The organism is Paracoccus denitrificans, from assembly GCF_900100045.1.
Classification (GTDB): Bacteria; Pseudomonadota; Alphaproteobacteria; order Rhodobacterales; family Rhodobacteraceae; genus Paracoccus; species Paracoccus denitrificans.
The window spans coordinates 1-19,108 of record NZ_FNEA01000042.1 but is presented as its reverse complement, the minus strand read 5'-3'; the positions used below and the strand labels follow the sequence as shown (position 1 = coordinate 19,108).

Here is a 19,108-nt window from a genome sequence, read left to right as displayed (position 1 = left end):
TCCTTTCGTCAGAGGCCGAGGTCGCGCCTGCGCCCAAGCGACCAGTCGATGCCGCCGCCGGGTTTCGCCACGCCGGAGACATGCCGACCGAGCTGGCCTTCGAGATCCCGCGACCAGGGCACCAGCTGAAAGCCCAGGCCTCCGCCGGGTCCGGAACCCTCGATGACGGCGAAGCGGCCCGAGGAGAGCGACATCCGCCGGCCGCAGGTGCCGGCGACATGATCGCCGGGCCGGGCCTGCACATGCGGCAGCCCGGTTTTCCGGGCGAGATCGGCGCCGACGGCATCGAGTTCGCGGCGGCGCAGGGTTGCGAGCAGATGGCGCCGCACCAGGATGCGCCCACCCTCGCGCCGGGCGAGGCCTTCCCCGACCAGATGCTCGGCGCGGGCATCCATCGCCTCGCGCACCTCCTTGCCGAAACCGCCCATGGCCAGCGGCATCGGTTTGCGCTCGACCAGCCGGTAATCGAGCCAGGTGGCGCCGGGCGCGGCGATCTGGGCTTGCAGATCGAGATCGGAACGATGGGCGAGCCGCAGGGTCGGGTTCGGATCCTCCGGCCCGCCGAAGCGGCGCAGTTCGACGATGCCGCCGAGCGGCGGGGCCTGATCGAAGGCCTCGATCCCGCGCAGGCGGATATGATGGGCGCGGCCGTCGGTGCCGTCGATCACCGCATAGGCCTCGCCGGTCAGTTCGTCATGCAGGCCCAGATCGACCAGCCGGCCGATAACGGACGCGCCGTCCTGGCCGCTGTCGGTGACATAGTCCAGAACGCCCCGTTCCTCGTCGCGGGCGGCGAAGGCCCGGTGCATCCGGCTGACGATGTCGCCACGCCGGCCGAGGTCGCGCAGGGTGGTCTCCGCCTCCAGCCCCAGCATCCATTCGCCGGGACCGGCCAATGTGGCGAGACCCATCTTCTCCAGATGTTGCAGCCGCCCGATCATCAATCGCCGAGGTTCGGGACTCCGCCCGGTGGGTTCGCCCCGGATTGGCGCATCGGGGCGCAGATCGATGAATCCCAGATCGTCGGCCTGGCGCCGGATCGCCGCATCGAGCCGGGTCCAGCGTTCCGCCGTCACCTCGCGTTCCAGGGCCGAGCGGATCTCGTGTTCCTGCCTGGGGCCGAGTTCGATGGAGACGAGATCCTCGGCGCGGGAGCGCAAGCCGTAGCTGATATAGTCGCGCGAAATCACCAGATCCTTGCCGCCGTCATCCACGCCACGGACCAGCAGATGCACATGCGGATTGTCGGTGTTCCAGTGATCGGCGGCGATCCAGTCCAGTTTCGTGCCAAGATCGGCCTCCATCTGCCTGACCAGATCGCGGGTGAAGGCGCGCAGATCGGTCATGTCGGACGCATCCTCGGGCGAGACGATGAAGCGGAAATGGTGCCGGTCGTCCTGGCAGCGTTCGGCGAAGGCGGAATCGTCGGCATCGTCGGAGGTGGCATCGAACATCAGCCCGTCGCTGTCGTCGCGGCTGACGCCCTCGCGTTTGAGATAGCTGAGATGCGCCGTCATCGGCGCCGAGCGGAAGGACCGGCCCCTGTGCCGGACCACCCGCGCTTTCACCACCACCCGGCGCTGGGGCGAGAACAGCCGCGAGCGGCCGAAGCCGGCGCGCCCGCGCCCGAAGGTGGAGTGACCGGGGCGGGGAAACCCTTTCGATTTGGAGGACCACGCCCTGACCGGCCCCGCCTTCCGTGCCGCGCGCAGCACCTGATTGACGAAGCTGCCGCTGCGTGGCGCCGGGGTCGAGCGCGGCCTGCCCGGACGGATGCGGAACTCGTGATCGTCTGCGCTCATCCTGGGCCTCCCTGCCCGGCGATTTCCGCAACAGTGCCGAAAACACCGTTTAAATCGCAGGAAAATCCCAAAAAGGCGGCACCGTCGCCGACCGACCGGCCCCGGAAAAGACCCGCCATGTCAATGGCGTAGGTCTTTGGCGCACCGGGGCTTTTACCTTGCCATAACAAGCCGGTGGGCGCGGTCCGCAGGGCCGCACCCACCGGCTCTACGCTAAAACCCCCTGTGCTACGATCCGACGGAGAAACGCTCATGACGGCCCCCTTGGGAGGGCACGCCCTCGCCGTGCGCGGTCGGATGGTCCCAAATCGGGCAGCGGATCGCCCGGCAGGGCGAATTTCCGCTGCCAGCTATGCCACGCGGCGGTGACGGCACCGGTGCCGGGAAACAGGTCGTCGAGCGAATCCTCCGGCCGTGCGGCGACCATCTCGAATGCCCAATGGCAGACGGCTTCGGGCTTGGCGCCGGTCAATCCGCGGCGCAGGGTGATGCTTTCCTGGAGCCAGTCGCGCAGCACTAGGCGCTTGCTGACCACGGGCTTGCGGGCGGCTTTGACGATCACCGGCTCCCAGGCCCAGGCGACCGGCACGTTGCGCTTGAAGGCCGCGAACCCCTTCACCCAGGCCATCCAGCGCGCGCCCGTCGGCTCAATCAGCGGGGCGAGAGTCGCGATGGATTTGGGCGTCGCGGCGGCATGTAGGATCCAGCCGTCGTAGTCCCGCTCCAGCCGGTCGATCAGCGCCGCATGATCGACCTCGCCGGCGTAATCGGGGCGGTCGCGGTAGAGATGCACGCAGCCGATATAGGGTGGGTCCGCATAGGCGATCTTCATCTGCCAAGCCCTCCGACTGCGCGCACCGCGAGACGATTGGAATATTTTTTCATTGCACAGCTCCTGCGTCCGACCGGCGGACGAACAGGCCATCGGATTGCGGCGCGCGGGCGCTTTGAGCGGTGTCAGACGGCTCGGCAGGCGGTTCCGGATCGGCAGCCAATGCGCCATCGGACTGCGCAGGTTCTGCATCGGACCGGCGCACGAACAGACCGCCGGGCTGCACTCGTTCCGCATCCGGGCTGCCGATGAACAGCGGTGCCTCGCGCCAGTCGCGCGGTGGCGCAGCAGCGAAGCTCATGCCGGAAAGCGGCTCGCCGCCGAGCATCGGTGCCAGCGCGGCGACATAGGCGCGGGTCTCGGCCGGCAGGGCCCGGCCCGAGACCAGATGCTCGTCGTAGCGCCCCGGCCCGGCATTGTAGGCCGCCAGCATGCCGGCGATGCTGCCGTAGCGGTCGTGCATCTCGCGCAGATAGGCGGCACCGGCGAGGATGTTGTCGCGCGGGTCAAACGGATCGCTGCCGAGAGCATGGCGGGCGCGCAGCGCCGCCCAGGTCTCCGGCATCACCTGCATCAGGCCCATGGCGCCCTTGGGCGAGACGGCCTGCGGATTGCCGCGGCTTTCGACATGGCGCACGGCACGGATCCAGTGCGCCGGAATGCCAAAGCGCAGCGAGGCATCCGCGACATGGGCGGCGAAGGGATCGCTGGCTTCCTGCACGTCCGGTTGCACGGTCTGCGCCAGCGGGACGGCAGCCGGGACGGCGGCGAATGTCAAGCCGGAAAGAAGAAGGATTGCGGCCTGGCGGGCGGCGCAGGCCTGCCCGCCGGCACGGTGTTTGACGGATACCGGCATGGCTCAGTCCCGCTCGTCGCGCTTTCTGGGGCGCGACCAGTGCAGACCCCAGTGCCGGCCCTGCTCGTCGGACTGGAACAGCCGGGCGCGGATCGGCTGCACGAAAGCGGGGTCGTCGATTGCGACCGAGATATAGGTCCCGGCCTTCTCGCCGCTCTGGGTCCAGCCGGCGCCGATCTCCGGGCCGTCCTCGCCGTCGAGATGGATCCGGTAATCGGGCGCCTTCTCGATATCGGCATTGTGGGTCGGCACGAAGACTAGGTTCAGGTCGAGGGTGACGGTACGGATGCGGCCCTCGTAGCCGGATTGGGTGCGGGTGAATTCTCCGATCTGTGGCATCATTTGGTCTCTTCGGTTGCGGTTGGAGAGAGGTTCTGGGAGCCGCCTTCCGTGCCGGCCACAGGCCGGCGGAAGCGGCCGTCGCCCGCCGCATCGATCCAGAGCGGGACGATGCGGGCGGTGACGCTGGCGAGCGGGAGCGGACCGAAATAACGGCCGTCGAGGCTGTCCCCGACCTCCCGGTTCATGAGAAACACCTCGTCCGTGCCGACGACCTGGCAGCCCTGCCAGGTGGGCAGCGGCCGGCCGATTCTGTCGCGCTCGCGCGCTTCACCGATGGCCTCACCCTGGACGGTGATCGTGGCGCCGGTGCGGCAGACCCGCGTGCCGGGAAGGGCGGCGACGCGCTTCAGCAGCGGCACGCCGGGGCCGACATAGCCGCGCGCGGTGACGAACTGGGCGAGTGGTTCGGGCGGATCGACCGCGACCAGATCGCCAAGGGTGAGCGTGGTCGGCGGTTCGACGCGGTAGAGGCCGATGGGCAGGCTGGCGCTGGCGTTCCAGATCAGCCGCGGCGTGATGTCGGTGACGGAAACAGCACCGATCACCATCACGGCGGCAGCAGTTGCGGCGAGATAGGTGGTGCGCGTTCTGCGGATCATGGCGCACCCCCGTGGTCCGTCGGGCTGCCACTGGCAGCTTCATCGACAGCATTGTCGTTGGGCGCGGCATTCCCTCGGCCAGCGTCGATGGATTGACCGTCGTCGTTAGCGGCATCGTTCGCCGGAGCACCACCGAGCACCGCGTTCAGCGCGGCCTCGCTGCGCAGAATGGCGCGGCCGATGGCCTCGGGGATCTGCGGCACCACCGCATCGCCGAAGGCTTCGACAATCAGGCTCGCCGCAGACGTCCCTTTGCGGCTGCCGAGCGCAAGGTGCGTGCGAGCCAGCCAGGCGGAAATCCCATCATCCACCCGTATGTGATGGGCAATGCCGCCGTTCCAGTCAGGCCATGGCTCCGCAAGATCGCCGCCAGCGCCCGCGCCCCGGCCCATTTGTCCGGCGCCCGATCCGTCATCGCCCCGTCCATCACCGCATCCATGGTCGGCGACTTCCGACGGTCGTAGGCCGGGCTCCAGCCGTCCATCCGGCTGTCCCGCTTCGTCGGCGTCGGCAGGATTTCCGGCACCCGCCTGTCGAAATGCAGCGCTTCGCCGATCGTCGGGCTGCGGTCGAAACGGTCCTGATCCGAGGTCATCCGGCCCTTGTGCTTGCGCAACACGCTGCCCCGCGGTGCCGCATTCGCCGTCGGCGTGCCCATCATGCCCGCATGGTGGCTGTTGTGGCCCTGCAACTGGCTCAGCAGATCGCCCCGGCCACCGCGATGCGCGTCGGACTTCCGCGGCGTCGCCAGGATCATCCGCAGCGGATATGTCGATCCCGCGCCGCCGCCGGCGCCGTCCTTCATCCCGTCCGAGGCCATCGGCGTCGGCAAGGGTCGGTTGCGGAACAGATCGGAAAGACCCGAGTCCTTCATCGCCTTCCGCGCCCCCGATCCGCCCTCCAGCCGCAATCCACCCTGCTGGGATTGCGACACGGGTGTCGGCAAGCTGTTCGGGATCGCAGCCGATGAGCCAGGACCGCTTGCGGACATGGTTGGCGCCGATATCCGCAGCACCCACCACGCATGGCCAGCAGGCGTAGCCGAGCGCTTCCAGCTCATCGAGCAGCCGGTCGGCGCCGCGAGTTCTGAGCACAGAGCTGTTCTCAAAAGCGAACCAGCGAGGGCGGCACTCTCCAACCAGCCGCACGGCCTCGAGGTAGAGGCCCGAGCGTTCGCCCTCGATCCCCTTGCCCTTGGTGTTGGCGCTCGAGATGTCCTGGCATGGCGGCGAGCCGACGATGATCTCCGGCAGGCCACCGAGGTCGGAAACAAGTCGAGCTGCCGTGAGGGTTCGGACGTCCTCGTGGAGTCTGACATGCGGAAAATTCTCCGAATAGAGGATGCGCCGCCATGCGACGATCTCGCAGGCGGCGACGGTGACAAAGCCCGCCCGATGCAGGCCGAGCGACCAGCCGCCCGCGGCGCCGCTGAAGAGGTCGAGTACGCGCAACGGCAGGGAAAGGTGGGTGCGACGGGCGCTCATACGCCGACCCTTCGGCGCTTCAGCCATGCGGCATGCTGGGCCCTGGTGTAGGTCCGGAACGGCTCGCCCGCGACCATACGGTTGTGGACATGCCGCCAGTGATCGGGTGAAACCACGCAAGGATCGATGCCCAGCGCCTCGACCGCGTCGACCGCTTGCAGCACCCGCTCGACCTTGGGCCAGCCGCTGATCCGCAGCAGGATCTCCGCCCCCGGCTTGACGAAAGGCAGGGTCTGGAAGGCCTCGCCCCGCCCGACGGCGCGCAGGATGTCGAGGCGCGAGACCACGGTGCCGTAATCGTTGCCCGCCCAGCGCACGACGGCGAAGACATTGCCGGGCGCGAAGCCGATCGTCCGGCGGCGACGGTCGAGCCGGTGCTCCTGGCAGAACCGTCCGAAACGCAGCCAGTGCTCGATCCGCTTCTCCTGCCAGATCAGGTCGACAAAGGTAAGACGGTGAGCAACATGCATGAAGGCGCCGTTCATTGCATGCCTCCGCCACCGTGGTGCCGGGCGATACACGACAAGATCGGCACCGGCTTGCGGTTAGAGTCCACGAATATAGGGAAATCCCGTTCAACGATTAAAGGCGCAGCGATCCACGATTCAGGGGAACTCTCGCTCGCCAGCCGGATCGCGCCCAGCTTTGAGGGCAACGGCCATTCTACGCCGACCCGCGTTTGGAAAGTGAAGGATGTCGTAGGTGCTCGCAGCGGATCGTGGTATGGCTGCGAAAAGCGAAAGCATGCTCCTGGCTGCGACAGGGGAAGCGCATGCGGGGTCATTCGCCGCCCCCTTCCGGCCCGCGCCGGTTTCGCGAATGAGGGACCGTATGGGCGCCCGGGCGGGGGTTATCCACCGCCCGGCGCGCCTCTACTATGTTAGAGTCTTTTAAGTTAGATAAGTTACGGGCCGGATTCCCTTTGCTATCCCAAAGGCTTGACTGCGATCCGTGCGTGCGAAGTCCCGATAGTCCTGCGTGTGATGTCCCGATATCGTCCACATTTCGTGCGTCCGAAGTCCCGATACCATTCACGCAGTTATCCACAAGTCGTTGTGGATAACTCACAGGCTGGATCCGCAGCATCTCGACATCGCCTCGGCGCTCGATCCGCAGCCGATATCCCGGCAGGGATTGCCGTTGAGCAATCCGTCTGATCTGAAGCGCGAAATCCGACAGGCGGACGAGACTGCCCGACTTCGCATGCAGATGCGGGATGTCGAAGCACCAGCCGGATGGCTGGCGACCCGCATGCTTGCGGGCGACGCGGTAGAGCCAGCGCTCGATGCCGCCCTTGAGCCGGAAATAGGCCGGGTCGATGGTCAGGACCAGCGAGCGGTCGAGCACGCCGCGATAGAACCATTCGGGCAGCACGAATTCCATGCCCTCGACCCGGCCCCCGGCTGTCGTCATCTCTTCCCACTCGCCGATCCAGGAGAATTGGTGTCGGCGCCAGTGCTCGCCATGCCGGATCGTGGTCCGGATCACCGTCGACTGCAGCCGCGCCAACGTGCCTTTCAGCAGGCGATAGTCGCGCGCGCCGGTCTGGCGGCCGATGGCGGTCAGGAGCTGGTAGGGGGTGAAACGCAGGAAGCGCGAGGTTTGCAGCCCGGCGTTCTCGGCATCGACGATCTGGCTGGCGGCCCAGATCAGCACGTCGGCATCCCAGATGGTCGCCATGCCGTGCTCGGGAAAGCCCTGGACATGGACCTGGACACCGCCGGATTCATAGTGAATGGGCGTCAGGCGCTTGGTCTTTGCGAGCGAGAAGAACGGACGTTCCATCAGATCGCGCTGATCGCGCGGGCGGACCTCGCCGCCCGTGCCCGTCACCACGAAGGGGCTGAGGCGGCGGCGCTCGCCGGAAAGACGGGTGCGGCGGGACGTTCTCATCGCTGCCCCCTCAGCGCCGGTAGCGGCCGGCATGGGCCGGCGGCGCCACGGCATGGCGCTTGGCGGGCAGCACCGTGCCGCGCGGATCGGAGGTCGAGGTGACGGCGCCGCGCTCGGCCCAGGCCTGCAGGTCGTCGACGGCATAGACCACGCGGCCGCCGAGCTTGTGGAAGACCGGGCCGGTGCCGAAGCTGCGGTGTTTTTCCAACGTCCGGCCGGAGAGGCCGAGGAAATACGCGGCTTCCGGTGTGCGCAGGAAGCGCGGCGGCAGGTCGGTAAGATCGGGCTTCATCGTCGGGCCTCCGTGCGGTTCGCGGGGCCGCTGGCGGGCAGCGGCGTATGGAGGACAGGGTGACGAAGAAGAAACGGCCGCAGGGAGTGCGAAGTTGGGGGTGACTAATTCTCACCCCCCTGGCTGACTCCCAGACCACGAAGCTTGACGTGATGCTATGTCATCCTTACTTGTATCCTTACCGACAGAAAGGACCGCTCCGATGCCGACGGCGACCATCACCTCGAAGGGCCAGATCACCATCCCGCAGAAGGTCCGCCTCGACATGGGCCTGACGCCCGGCGACCGGGTGGATTTCGTGCGCATGGACGACGGCCATTACGCGGTCGTGCCCGCCTCGCATTCGATCCGCGCGCTGAAGGGCATCGTGCCCCGGCCCGACAAGCCGGTGAGCCTCGAGGACATGCAGGCGGCGATCCTGGGCGAAGCGACCGGCGAATGATCGGCATCGATACCAATGTGCTGGTGCGCTATCTGGCGCAGGACGACGCCGCACAGGCGGCCATCGCCACGGAGATCGTCGAGGGCTTTACGCCGGAAGAGCCCGGCTTCGTCTCGCAGGTGGTGCTGGTGGAAACCGTCTGGGTGCTGACGCGTGCCTATCGGATGACGCGCGAGGCCATGGCCGATGCCGTGGAGGTGCTGCTGCGGTCGCGCGAGTTGATCGTGGAGCACACGGAGGCCGGTTATCTGGCGCTGGCCACCTATCGCGCCACCAAGGCGGATTTCGCCGATGCGCTAATCGCGCATGGCGGGCGGCTCGAAGGCTGCAGCGAGACCCTGACCTTCGACCGCGGCGCCGCGAGCCATGCCGGCATGCGGCTGCTCGGATCCTGACAGGCAGCGGCAAGCCCAGCCGCCCCAACGAGCAGGGCATCGCCGCCAGCGGGTTCATTCAAGCCCGAACTGTTTCGGATTGATCGCGCAAAGGCGCCTGCGGAAGACGGCGGGACCGCGCGTCCTTCCGACGACGCAGGATTACCGAGGTTCCATGCGGGCGGTTCCAGACGTCCAGCGACATCACAGCGTGCGCGGGCAAGGCGGGGTCGATAGGCGCCCCCTGCCCGCACGCTGGTGAACCAGCAGCGAGCCCAGCCCCGAGATCGCGATCAACACCAGCCCCGCCAGTGATACGAGATCGGGCCATTCGCCGAAGACGACGATCCCCAGCGCCGTGGCCGAAATCAACTGGCTGTAGACCAGGGGCGCGATCAGGCTGGCCTCGGCCGTCCTGCTGGCCATGACCAGCAGGAAGTTGCCCACGGCCGAACCGACGGCGCTGATCAGAAGCAGCACCAGCAAGGGCACGTCCGGCACGGGAAAATCGGCTTGCAACCCGAAGGGCGTCAGGACGACGGCCCCGATCAGCAATTGCGAGATCAGCAGGAATCGCGGCCGGAATCTTCCCGCCAGGGTGCGGGTCATGACCAGATAGGCGCCGTAGAATGTTCCCGCCGCCAGGGCGAAACCCATGCCGGCGGAACTGCCGAAACCAGGCTTGACCACCAGCATCACGCCCGCGAAGCCGAGCCCCAGTAGCAGGCTTCTTGGCGCCGATGGCCGCTCGCCCAGAAACAGGATCGCCAGGACATAGGACACGACCGGGCCGACGAAGAAGGCGCCGAAGACATTGGCGATCGGTTCTGTCTTCAGGGCGGTCAGGATGCAGCATATGCCGCTGGCGATAAGCCCGGCCCTCAGCAGGACGCGCCAGTCCAGCAATGCCGGCAGTTCCCGCCGGGTCAAGCCGCTGAAGGGAAGCAGCATCAGCGCGGCCAGGAAGAACCGCGACCATGCCACGATGAAGGGATCCACGCCGCCGCCGGTCAGCAGCTTGCCCGCCGTATCCCCGATGACCACGCAGGTCACCGCGATGAAGACTGTCGCGATCAGTCGTAGCAAATCTGGCGTATTGGTCATGATCGTTCTCAGGAAGCGGAATTGAGGCGGGCATCTGGCCCGGGGCAGACCTTGCGACCTTGCGCGAAGGATTGGAAGGCCACCATCCCGAAAGCCCCGAAAGCCCCGAAAGCCCCGAAAGCTACTTCCGCCGGCGCCGCCGCAGCAAGCGGCGATAGCCGCCGCCGATCATCGCGCGGGCGTCCCTGACGAAGCCCATGACGGCATCGCGCAGGGCTGACGTCTTCCAGGCCTCTGCGTGGACCCGGTCAGTGCCGTAGATCGCGCGGGCGATGTCGCGATAGCTCGCCCCGCTCATGCGCCCGTCGATGGCCTGCAGCATTTGACGTGCCCGTTGGCGCTGGCGTTCGGTCAAGCGCCGGTCCGGGGGCACGCTCCGCCGCATGAGAAAGCAGAGGAGACGCGTGGCGGCCTCGATCCGGTCGAGCCCATCGGCATCGAGCGGGATGACGATTGCCAGCGGCCCGTGTTCCTCGACGCCCGCCAGCCGCAAAAGGTGCAGGCTTCGGCCATCACCGATGTCATAGCGGAACCAGGTGCCGGCGGCGTCCGCCCGGGCATCAGCCGCTCTCAAAAGGTCGACCAGGTTGCCCTCAGCAGGCAGAACGGAGGGTAGCGCATCCAGCACGAGGCTGCCGGTCTCGCAGGACGGCAGCCAGTAGACCGGCGTATCCACGCAGGACAGTCCGGGCCGGACCGGGAAACGTAAGCCCCCAGCGATTCCGGAACCGAAGGATGCCCGGCGCATCCATTGCCTCTTGCCGCGCGACGGCGCGATAGTCCTGCTGATAGTCCTCGTTGCGCCGCAGCCATTCCCAGGCGAGATCGGGCGCTGCAACTTCGTCAACGAAATCGTAGCTCGGCGAGGATCGCCACTTCGACAGGTCGGGTTTCATATCCATACCCCCAGGTTGAAGCCAGTTCTCGCGCGTTCAGCCAAGGGTTGGAAGTTTTTGTCTGCGCTAATACCCCCTGCCGGGCAAGGGAGGGTGCGGCAGAGGCAAATCGGCGGATTTCTACCTGCGATCAGCGGCCGTCGCGCAGCAGAAGCTTGTAGCCGTCCTTTTTCATCCAGCGCGCGCGGGCAAGATGGCTGTCGTAGATCCTGCGCGCCCGTTCCGGCTCGCGCTCTGGATCGAGACCGAAGAGGATCTGGACGGCTTCGCGCCAGTCGGCTCCGTCGTCAGCGGAATCGTGCAGCCGCATGTAGAGCTTCTGGTGCCGGCGGTCGTAATCGGTCAGTTCCGGGCCGGTCGGCACATCCTCCAGATAGTCTTTTTCCGTCACATCCCCTCTCCCGTCCGGGCGGTGATCGCGATGTTTTCCCGCAGCAGCACTATTCCATGCCGGGCCGCGTTCCACAACGAGCCGTGTTCCACGAGACGGATCCTGCTCCGCATCGTTAACCAGACACAGTAACTTGGTACAACTCCGAATGCCCGCACATCGGAGGCAAAAACCTCGGCATCCCATTTGTAGAGAATACTCCGTGGTGGAATGCTCATCAAGTCACCGATCTGTCGGTGATGGAGATTCGGGAGATATTCGCGCACAATCTGCGGGCCGCGCGGCAAGCCAGAGGCTTGTCGCAGGAAGAGCTCGCGCATCGTGCGGATATCGATCGAACCTATATCAGCTCACTGGAGCGCCGCGTTTACGGCGCCAGCATCGATGTCGTGGATCGCCTGGCCTCGGTCCTGGAAATGGAAGCGTCCGACCTGCTTAAGCGGCCTACGGTAGGCAACCGGCTGCCATCTGCGGAGCCGCCAAAGCCTGACAAGTAGCCCGGAGCGCCGCCGCTGCGTTTCCAGCGGGCACTTGCCTGCCGCACAAGCCGGATGCATGAGCTCGCAGGTCCATTTGTCTCGGCGGGATCTCTGGTCCCGGTGGAGGGTCAGGCGGGGCAAAACTCTCCGCTCGCGATCTGGATGGTCCAGCATTCGCCGTCGTCGTCGGCCATCATCTGGATCTCGGTACGATCGGCGTTCAGGATCGCGTGCAACCCGCATTCGGCGAAAACCTCCGGCTCATCGGCCTCGGCGTCCCATCCGAGGCCCCATGCTTCCCTCACCGTCACCTTGCGGAATCGACCCTCGGCAAAGGCGGTGGCGAGGGTCGCGGCATTGGCGAGGCGGCGGGCAGTGCGTTCGGCTGCGGTCATGTCAGTTTCTCCCGGTAGGGTGGTTTCCTGCTGCCGCAAGCCCCGTGATGGCGGGGCCGGGCTGTCAGCACCGGTGGGGTCAGGCGCTCTCGATCTCGCTCGGGGTGTCGAGGAGGAGGTCGGCGGCTTCGGTCATCGCCTGCAGAAGGATGATCTGGGCCAGTTCCTCGTCTTGGGTCTGCATCCATCCTCTGGCGATCCGCTCCAGTTCCTCGAGCCGGTGCGAGTCGCGGCGGATCAGGGCGTTGGCGGCTTCGGCCATCAGTTCGGTCACGGTACTTGGGTGGTGGTTCATGGTTGGTCTCCAGTCTGCGCCCCGGTCCGATCCGGGCGCTTCTGCTGACCGGACCCCTCAGGCGTTTCCGCCTGAAGGGCTGTGCGCTTCCGCCAGTTAGCTCAGATCAGGCCCATCTTCTGAAGCCACTTCGCGGCGTCGGCGGCATCGCTTGCAGCAACCCTAACCGTCAGGGTCATGCTGTGGCGGCTGGCGCGGGCCTTGACCCCGGTATCGGCGTCCATGCCCATCTCGATGTCCTCGAGGTTGATGCGGCTGGCCAGCGGGTTGCTGGGAATGTTGATCTCGAATGTCGCGGTATGCATCGACGTCTCTCCGGCTTCCGTTCCGGGGTCGATCCATCAGACCCCTTCCACCACCCCGACCCCGCGTTGCGGGGAGCATGGCGCCGGCCGGTGTCGACCACCTGCGCGCCTTACGAATAATCTAGCAAAAACAATGTTCTATCGCAAGCCGATTGTGCGTTTCTATTCGTTATTTTCAGATACTTAGGCGCGCCTCCAGCCTCCCTTTCGCCCGCCGTCCCTGCCTCAACCCATGCTTCTGGGCCGGGATTGGTGCTCACGTCGGATGTCGCCCTCCTGTTGCCTCGCTCCCCAGCCCCTTGTCCCAAGCCCCAGTTTCTTCCTCGCGGGAGAAGAACGAGGTCGGGGGAAAGCAGCAGGCCCGCGCCGGAGGCTTCCCGGCCGGTCGATCCGGTCGGGAAGCCTTCTCTGGGCGGCGCGGCCTCAGGGCGATCCGCCGCGCCCATGGGAAAACCCGGCGGCTGGAACCGCCGGGCCCTTGGCCTCCCGCTCAGGAGGGGATGTCGTCTTCGTCGATGAACCGGCCCTCGTCCTCGTCGATCTCGGTCTGCGGCGCCCGGCTCAGGAAATCCACCGTCTCGGCGACGATCTCGCAGCCGTAGCGGTCCTGGCCTTCCGCATCCTGCCATTTCGTGTAGTGGATGCGGCCGCGCACCAGCACCTTCGTGCCGGTGTCGCAATATTGCTGGATGGTCCGGCCCAGGCCGTTGAAGGCGACGATGCGGTGCCATTCCGCGTCCTCGACCCGATAGCCCTTCTCGTCGCGCACGACCCGGCCTTCCGAATAGCGCGGGCGCGAGGTGACCAGCTTGAAGCGGGTAACGTCGGTGCCGGTGCGGGTGGTGCGGGTCTCGGGGGCCTGGCGGATGGTGCCGGCGAGGATGACGATGTTCTGCATTGTAGGTCTCCGTTGCTTCACAGGAGGGACCATTCCCTCCGACGAGACCCGGCCAAGTCCGTCGGGAGGCCCCTGCAACTGCCGCCCCCTTGGGCGGCAGCCTGCCCGCAAGGCTTCGGAGTGGGGCGGGCAGCCGCGCCCCGCGCGGCAACACGGTCCGGAGCCTTGGGGGTTGTTGGTGAAAACCGCACGGAGTTAGGGGATCGGACAGGCGGAGGGATTGGTGCGTCCGGAAGCGGATCGGGGACAGATCGCAGAACGGCGGCGTCCTTGCCGGTTCCGTCCTGTCGGCAAAGCCCCTGGGACCCGCACCACCCGCGGCGGAGCCGCTTCGCTTCCCTTTGCTGGTCAGCCTTGCGCCCGCCGCCGGAAGGCCGGGTCGTCCGGGGCGGGAAGGATCAGGTATCGGACCTGGGGCGCGGCATGGCATGGCTGCCGTTGCCTCGGCTCTGGGCCGGATCATCCGGCACTATTGCGGCCGGCGGGACGCTGGTCGCATCGCGGCGGGCATTCACAGCACAGAATGGCAGGATGCAGAAGGCAAGGACCGTTATGGCTGCACGGTCGGCGGCGATGAAAGATTTCCGTAGTCTGGAGGCCGCAGATCGAGGAAGACCAAGACGATGGCCGATTTGTTGGCGATGATATTCCCATTTGCGCGGGTGGTTTGAGGCGCAAAGGCTCCAGCCCGGGTTTCCACGGGACGGCACGTCCGACAAGGGTACGAATGTCATGCCTGCGGCGGGCGACCTGGCAGTCACGCGGAAGGATTGGCCGCTACCAGATGAGCTTGATGCCTGAAACCAGCAGCAGGAACGCAAGGATTCCGCGCAGCCAGCGGTCGGACAGGTAACGGCTGCCGATCCAGGCGCCGACCGAACCACCGATGGCAACGGCGGCAAGCCAGATCGGCAGGGCGGCCGGGATATGATCCCATGCCGCATAGGCCCCGACCAGCGCCGCAGCCGAGTTCATCAGGTTATAGACCGCCGTAGTGGCGGCCGTCTGCCGGGCCGTGCCCCAGTTCATGCTGAGGATGATCGGGGCCAGGAACACACCGCCACCTGTTCCGGTCGTCCCGGACACGAAGCCGATGACGGCCCCGGTCGCCAAAGCCGCGCCGAAGGGTGGTGTGACTACGGTTCCGGAGGCCGACGGCCTGCCGTGAAACGCCGTGCGCATCATCTGAAGCGCGGAAAGGATCAACACGATCCCGACGACCGGGAAATAGACGCTTTCCGGCAACTGGACCGCTCCGCCAAGCATCGAGAAGGGAAAGCCGAGAATGGCGAAAGGCCAGACATTCCGCCACGAAAGACGCCCGGCCTTCAGGAACAGAACTGTGCCGATGGCCGCAACCATCAGATTCAGCGACAACGCCGTCGTCTTCATGGCAAGGGGCGCAAAACCTGCCAGACCCATTACGGCAATGTAACCCGATGCCCCGGCCTGACCGACCGCCGCATAGATCAGAGCGATGACGAGGAAGGGAGCCGCAAGCGGACCCGTGTCGATATTCAATATGCCGGTCCCCAACTGTTTGAGGCCCAGCTTATGCCCCGCCAATGCGCCATAACCAAGGACAGCTGACGGAGTTTGAACGCCGTTCTGCCTTTCCCGCCTCCGGCGTGATCCGGCCGGGCTCCGATAGGGTGGTCTCCCCCCGTCCGGATCACGCCGCGCCATTCGCGCCGTTCGCATCAGCCATTGGCGCGTCTGCCGATATCTTCGCCTTGTCTTGCGAGCAGGGTCCTGCCCGGCGAGCGCGATTTTTAGCGGGCGTGCGGCAGGGATCGGACGCGCGACGGCCGCCGATCCGATGGACCGGCGGCCGTGATGCTTTGGGCTAGTGTCGAATCCATGGCCGCAGCGGGCGCCAAGATTCACCCGTCCCAACCGGGCGCCAGGTCAGCCGGCGGCAGCGGAACGTGGTCCAGGCGTAAAGCAGCGGCTCCATGCCGTGCCACCAGTCGGCTTCTATGTCGCCGCAACGGCCTTCGAACAGCAGCCGGCCGCGCGCGGTGTAAAGCCGGAACTCCGCCGGCAGGGCGTCGCCGTCTTCTGGCTTACCGCGTGCGGGAACGCCGTCGGCATCCTCGCCCAGGCCGAGGCAGTTGCCCCAATAGTCCTTCGTAATGATCCAGCGCATATCAAAATCCTTTCCGTGAAGCTGTGGGGTGTGGTGCCCGTCTCGGGGACGGGCACCCTTGTCGGCAGGGCTTATGCCGCCGCCTTCCGGTCCCGCTCTTGCAGGGCCGCCATCCGCTTGCCGGCGGTCTGGTAATGCTCAACATCCAGCTCAACCCCGAGCCAGTCGCGGCCCAGCAGATGCGCCGCCGCCAAGGTCGAACCGCTGCCGCTGAACGGGTCCAGCACCAGATCGCCGGGCTTCGTGAACGCCCCGATCAGCCTGCGCAGCGCCGCCACCGGCTTCTGCGTCGGGTGCAGCTTGTTGCCGGTATAGGGAAAGTCCAGCACATCGGGCACCGGACGCGCGGGCGATTCCGGGTCGCCCTTGGCCAGCAGATAGGCCTGTTCGTGCTCGTAGCGCAGGAAGCGGGCGGATGAGGCGTAACGCTTGCGGAACACCAGATGCCCGACGATGCGGAAGCCGGCCGCCTTCCACGCCTCGACAAACAAATCGACCTTGTTCCAGCCGTAGAAACTGACGCAGAAGCCGCCGTCCTTCAGGACCCGGTGCATCTGGGCGAAGGCGGGCCGCAGCCAGCGGGCGTTGTCGTCGTTGGCGACGGTGCGGCCCTGCCGGTCGCGGAAGCGGGTGACATAGGGCGGATCGGTCAGGATGAAGTCCACCGAACCGCTGCCGAAAGCCTGCATCGCCTCGATGCAATCGGCATTGATGACGAGGTTACGGGGGGTGCTGGTCTTGCCGGTCATGTCTCTGTCCTTTCGGGTTCGGGGCGGAGGGTCCTTGCCCTGTTCCGCCGATGGGCCGCGCCTCGCCGGTCTGACTTCAGGAAACGCATGTTTCCCCGGAGGCAGAGCGGAGAGGGCGCAGCCCGACCCGCGGCCGCATGGCTGGCGGTCATGGGTCGGGGCGCAGGGGTGGGGCGGCCCGCAGCCGCAGGCGAGGACACGGCCCTGCGCCCCGACGACGCCCTCGGGCGGCGCCTGCCCTTTGACGGCCAGGCAGGCGGATGCGTGGCGGACAAATCCAGGAAACGGGAAAGCCTTCGGGCCGGGGGTGAGCCGGGCACGGCCCGGTCGAGCCCCCTGCCCGGCTTCCGCACAACCGCGATCCGCGCGCCGGGCGCGGATCACCTTGGCTCGATGCGGCAGGAAAAAAGGCGGCAGGCGGAAATGTCCGTCAGTACCGCCCCCTCGGATCAGCCCTGCGGCGCCAGTTCCCCGAAGCCGTTCAGATTGATCAGCGCGGCGCTACCGGTGATCAGGCCGGCGGTGCCGCAAAGCAGCTTCAGGGCGATGGCGGAGTCGATGGCATCATGGGTGACGCCATGCACGATGGCGTACCCGGCGATCATCGCCGGGATCACGAAGACGGCCCGTGCCGTCAGGCAGAGCATCGGGTTCTTCGCCTTGAACAGCACCGCGAGCACCAACCCCACCGACAGCAGCGCGGCGGTCGCTGCGGCGAAGGCCGAGAGCAGGAATCCCGTCTCGGTCGCATGAATGAGACGGAATGTCTCGACCGCGACCATCACCGGCAGCGCGTAGATGGCCAGATACCAGGCGATGACGCAGGCGACGGCGGTGAGCATGATGGCAAGCAGGATCAGCGTCATGGAAGCCTCCAGACCGAAAGGATTCAGGGATCGTTCACGACAGGCTGCCAGATGGGGTATGAACCGCGCCGGGTTTGCCGGAGGCTGATTTGGTTTAGTTACGCGGCCATGGCTTCAGTTTCCAGAGCCGCGTAGAAGTTTGCCTCGGCTTCGGCGGGCGGGATGTTCCCGATCGGCTCGAGCAGGCGGCGGTTGTTGAACCAGTCCACCCATTCGAGGGTTGCGTATTCCACGGCCTCGAAGCTGCGCCAGGGCCCCCGACGGTGGATGACCTCGGCCTTGAAGAGCCCGTTGATCGTCTCGGCCAGCGCGTTGTCGTAGCTGTCACCGACGCTGCCAACCGAAGGCTCGATGCCCGCCTCGGCCAGCCGTTCAGTGTATTTGATCGACAGATACTGGCTGCCGCGGTCGCTGTGGTGAACCAGCCCCATGCCCTTGACCGGGCGGCGGTCATGGACCGCCTGTTCGAGGGCATCAAGGACGAACCCGGCATACGCCGAGGTGCTGACCCGCCAGCCGACAATCTTGCGGGCATAAGCGTCGATGACGAAAGCGACATAAACAAACCCCTTCCAGGTGGCAACATAGGTGAAATCGCTGACCCACAGCATGTTCGGCGCAGGCACGCGGAACTGGCGGTTCACCTTGTCCAGCGGGCATGGCTGCTTCTTGTCAGGGATCGTCGTCTTGTGCGGCTTGCCCCGGACAATGCCTTGAATGCCCATGTCCTTCATCAGCCGTGCCACCGTGCAGCAAGCGATATCGAAGCCCTCGCGGCGCAGCTGGTGCCAGACCTTGCGCAGGCCGTAGACGCTCCAGTTGTCCTCGAAAACACGCCGTATCTCGGGGCGCAGCGCCTCGTCCCGTTTGGCACGATCCGACAACCGCGCCGGGTCGGCACGTTTGGCCAGATGGTCATAATAGGTGGCAGGGGCGATCGGCAGAACGTCGCAGATCGGCTCGACCCCGTGCGCATCCCGATGCGCGTCGATGAAACCCACCATCACTTCGGTCGGCGGTCGAGCTCCGCCATCGCAAAATACGCCGACGCCTTGCGGAGAATCTCGTTCGCCTGGCGCAGTTCGCGATTCTCCCGTTCAAGGGCCTTCATCTTCTCGGCCATCTCGGTCGGGATGCCGGCGCGCTTGCCGCTGTCGACTTCGGCCTTCTTGACCCAGTCGTTCAGCGTCTGCGGGGTGCAGCCGATCTTCGCCGCAATCGACATGACCGCCTGCCAGCGCGACGCGTGTTGACCCTCGTTGTCGAGAACCAGCCGCACCGCGCGCTCGCGCACTTCAGGGGAAAACTTGTTCGTCGTCTTGCTCATGATGCTCCATCCTACTCAGGAGTTGATGGAGTGGATGCCCCTCCCGCCGTGCCGAGGCGTGGCACAGTGGCAGTAGCAGGATGAGCTGCGGTGAAGAGGAGGAAGGACATGAACAACGCCACCATCATCGGCATCGATCTGGCGAAGCGCGTCTTCCACGCGCACGGAGCACACATCGACGGCAGCGTCGCGTTCAGGAAGCGGTTGACCCGAGCTCAAATGCTTCCGTTCCTGTCGGCGCAGCCGCGTTGCGTGGTCGTTATGGAGGCATGCGCCAGCGCTCATGAATGGGGCCGCGCGATCCAGCAGCTCGGCCACGATGTGCGGCTCATCCCACC

25 protein-coding genes, 1 pseudogene and 1 other annotated feature are annotated in these 19,108 nt (G+C 66.3%); of the genes and pseudogenes, 4 read left to right on the top strand and 22 right to left on the bottom strand.

What is annotated here, in order from left to right:
* Positions 1-8: 8 nt before the first annotated feature.
* From BLT64_RS23320 to BLT64_RS23280, 9 genes are all read right to left on the bottom strand, one after another.
* A complete protein-coding gene (locus BLT64_RS23320; protein ID WP_011749454.1) occupies positions 9-1,802 on the bottom strand; it encodes a relaxase/mobilization nuclease domain-containing protein in 1,794 nt (597 codons plus the stop codon).
* A 250-nt stretch (positions 1,803-2,052) separates the two neighbouring features.
* Positions 2,053-2,634, bottom strand: coding sequence for a hypothetical protein (locus tag BLT64_RS23315; RefSeq protein WP_011749453.1), 582 nt, complete (start codon positions 2,632-2,634; stop codon positions 2,053-2,055).
* A gap of 49 nt (positions 2,635-2,683) precedes the next feature.
* Complete coding sequence (locus tag BLT64_RS23310) at positions 2,684-3,490, bottom strand: lytic transglycosylase domain-containing protein (protein ID WP_011749452.1); 807 nt, start codon at positions 3,488-3,490, stop codon at positions 2,684-2,686.
* Between the two features lie 3 nt (positions 3,491-3,493).
* Entirely contained in the window at positions 3,494-3,832 is a 339-nt protein-coding gene (locus BLT64_RS23305) for a DUF736 domain-containing protein (protein WP_011749451.1), read from the bottom strand.
* Positions 3,829-4,431 (bottom strand): S26 family signal peptidase, encoded by a 603-nt coding sequence (locus BLT64_RS23300; RefSeq protein WP_011749450.1) that lies wholly within the window; start codon positions 4,429-4,431, stop codon positions 3,829-3,831. The genes BLT64_RS23305 and BLT64_RS23300 overlap by 4 nt, the downstream gene beginning before the upstream one ends.
* A complete protein-coding gene (locus BLT64_RS23295; RefSeq protein WP_011749449.1) occupies positions 4,428-5,915 on the bottom strand; it encodes a DNA cytosine methyltransferase in 1,488 nt (495 codons plus the stop codon). The genes BLT64_RS23300 and BLT64_RS23295 overlap by 4 nt, the downstream gene beginning before the upstream one ends.
* The gene (locus BLT64_RS23290) at positions 5,912-6,400 is read right to left on the bottom strand and encodes a DUF2840 domain-containing protein (protein WP_011749448.1); all 489 of its coding nucleotides are present in this window, start codon (positions 6,398-6,400) and stop codon (positions 5,912-5,914) included. Before BLT64_RS23290 ends, BLT64_RS23295 begins: the two co-directional genes overlap by 4 nt.
* Before the next feature lie 295 nt (positions 6,401-6,695).
* The gene (locus BLT64_RS23285) at positions 6,696-7,808 is read right to left on the bottom strand and encodes a replication initiator protein A (RefSeq protein WP_011749446.1); all 1,113 of its coding nucleotides are present in this window, start codon (positions 7,806-7,808) and stop codon (positions 6,696-6,698) included.
* A gap of 10 nt (positions 7,809-7,818) precedes the next feature.
* Entirely contained in the window at positions 7,819-8,100 is a 282-nt protein-coding gene (locus BLT64_RS23280) for a helix-turn-helix transcriptional regulator (RefSeq protein WP_011749445.1), read from the bottom strand.
* 202 nt (positions 8,101-8,302) lie between these two features.
* Here BLT64_RS23280 and BLT64_RS23275 point away from each other — a divergent pair, with 202 nt between their 5' ends.
* Together BLT64_RS23275 and BLT64_RS23270 are read left to right on the top strand one after the other, a co-directional pair.
* Complete coding sequence (locus BLT64_RS23275; RefSeq protein ID WP_041530329.1) at positions 8,303-8,542, top strand: AbrB/MazE/SpoVT family DNA-binding domain-containing protein; 240 nt, start codon at positions 8,303-8,305, stop codon at positions 8,540-8,542.
* Entirely contained in the window at positions 8,539-8,937 is a 399-nt protein-coding gene (locus tag BLT64_RS23270; RefSeq protein WP_011749443.1) for a type II toxin-antitoxin system VapC family toxin, read from the top strand. Before BLT64_RS23275 ends, BLT64_RS23270 begins: the two co-directional genes overlap by 4 nt.
* A gap of 183 nt (positions 8,938-9,120) precedes the next feature.
* On the opposite strand, the gene BLT64_RS23265 is transcribed toward BLT64_RS23270, so the two are convergent.
* From BLT64_RS23265 to BLT64_RS23250, 4 genes are all read right to left on the bottom strand, one after another.
* Positions 9,121-10,020: a DMT family transporter gene (locus tag BLT64_RS23265; protein ID WP_011749442.1), complete on the bottom strand. Its 900-nt coding sequence runs from the start codon at positions 10,018-10,020 to the stop codon at positions 9,121-9,123.
* A 121-nt stretch (positions 10,021-10,141) separates the two neighbouring features.
* Positions 10,142-10,696 (bottom strand): DUF2285 domain-containing protein, encoded by a 555-nt coding sequence (locus tag BLT64_RS23260; RefSeq protein WP_232290590.1) that lies wholly within the window; start codon positions 10,694-10,696, stop codon positions 10,142-10,144.
* A complete protein-coding gene (locus BLT64_RS27505; RefSeq protein WP_074810692.1) occupies positions 10,614-10,916 on the bottom strand; it encodes a transcriptional regulator domain-containing protein in 303 nt (100 codons plus the stop codon). The genes BLT64_RS23260 and BLT64_RS27505 overlap by 83 nt, the downstream gene beginning before the upstream one ends.
* A 130-nt stretch (positions 10,917-11,046) precedes the next feature.
* Positions 11,047-11,307, bottom strand: coding sequence for a DNA -binding domain-containing protein (locus BLT64_RS23250; RefSeq protein WP_024845688.1), 261 nt, complete (start codon positions 11,305-11,307; stop codon positions 11,047-11,049).
* A gap of 239 nt (positions 11,308-11,546) precedes the next feature.
* Between BLT64_RS23250 and BLT64_RS23245 the strand changes: the two genes are divergently transcribed.
* On the top strand, positions 11,547-11,804 hold the full coding sequence (locus BLT64_RS23245; protein WP_011749438.1) for a helix-turn-helix domain-containing protein: 258 nt from the start codon (positions 11,547-11,549) through the stop codon (positions 11,802-11,804).
* 110 nt (positions 11,805-11,914) lie between these two features.
* Here BLT64_RS23245 and BLT64_RS23240 read toward each other — a convergent pair whose 3' ends face one another.
* From BLT64_RS23240 to BLT64_RS23200, 9 genes are all read right to left on the bottom strand, one after another.
* Complete coding sequence (locus BLT64_RS23240) at positions 11,915-12,181, bottom strand: hypothetical protein (protein ID WP_011749437.1); 267 nt, start codon at positions 12,179-12,181, stop codon at positions 11,915-11,917.
* Between the two features lie 79 nt (positions 12,182-12,260).
* On the bottom strand, positions 12,261-12,476 hold the full coding sequence (locus BLT64_RS23235; RefSeq protein ID WP_011749436.1) for a hypothetical protein: 216 nt from the start codon (positions 12,474-12,476) through the stop codon (positions 12,261-12,263).
* A gap of 101 nt (positions 12,477-12,577) precedes the next feature.
* A complete protein-coding gene (locus tag BLT64_RS23230; RefSeq protein ID WP_011749435.1) occupies positions 12,578-12,781 on the bottom strand; it encodes a hypothetical protein in 204 nt (67 codons plus the stop codon).
* Between the two features lie 490 nt (positions 12,782-13,271).
* Positions 13,272-13,679 (bottom strand): single-stranded DNA-binding protein, encoded by a 408-nt coding sequence (locus tag BLT64_RS23225; protein ID WP_074810690.1) that lies wholly within the window; start codon positions 13,677-13,679, stop codon positions 13,272-13,274.
* A 777-nt stretch (positions 13,680-14,456) separates the two neighbouring features.
* Positions 14,457-15,200 carry a sulfite exporter TauE/SafE family protein gene (locus BLT64_RS23220; RefSeq protein WP_041530519.1) on the bottom strand — a complete coding sequence of 248 codons (744 nt, stop codon included), beginning with the start codon at positions 15,198-15,200 and terminating at the stop codon, positions 14,457-14,459.
* Between the two features lie 325 nt (positions 15,201-15,525).
* Positions 15,526-15,828: a hypothetical protein gene (locus BLT64_RS23215; RefSeq protein ID WP_011749432.1), complete on the bottom strand. Its 303-nt coding sequence runs from the start codon at positions 15,826-15,828 to the stop codon at positions 15,526-15,528.
* Positions 15,829-15,899: 71 nt separating this feature from the next.
* The gene (locus BLT64_RS23210; protein WP_011749431.1) at positions 15,900-16,577 is read right to left on the bottom strand and encodes a DNA methyltransferase; all 678 of its coding nucleotides are present in this window, start codon (positions 16,575-16,577) and stop codon (positions 15,900-15,902) included.
* Positions 16,578-17,026: 449 nt separating this feature from the next.
* Positions 17,027-17,443, bottom strand: a complete 417-nt coding sequence (locus BLT64_RS23205) for a hypothetical protein (RefSeq protein WP_011749430.1) — start codon at positions 17,441-17,443, stop codon at positions 17,027-17,029.
* A 98-nt stretch (positions 17,444-17,541) separates the two neighbouring features.
* Positions 17,542-18,770, bottom strand: a protein-coding gene (locus BLT64_RS23200) for an IS3 family transposase (RefSeq protein WP_086000164.1) whose coding sequence is annotated in 2 segments (ribosomal slippage) — positions 17,542-18,482 and positions 18,482-18,770 — 1,230 coding nt in all. Because the reading frame shifts where the segments join, the coding sequence is not laid out codon by codon here.
* Positions 18,373-18,489, bottom strand: a sequence feature (AL1L pseudoknot). It overlaps the preceding gene by 117 nt.
* Positions 18,771-18,878: 108 nt before the next feature.
* Between BLT64_RS23200 and BLT64_RS23190 the strand changes: the two are divergent.
* Positions 18,879-19,108: pseudogene (locus BLT64_RS23190) on the top strand (IS110 family transposase); the annotation flags it as partial.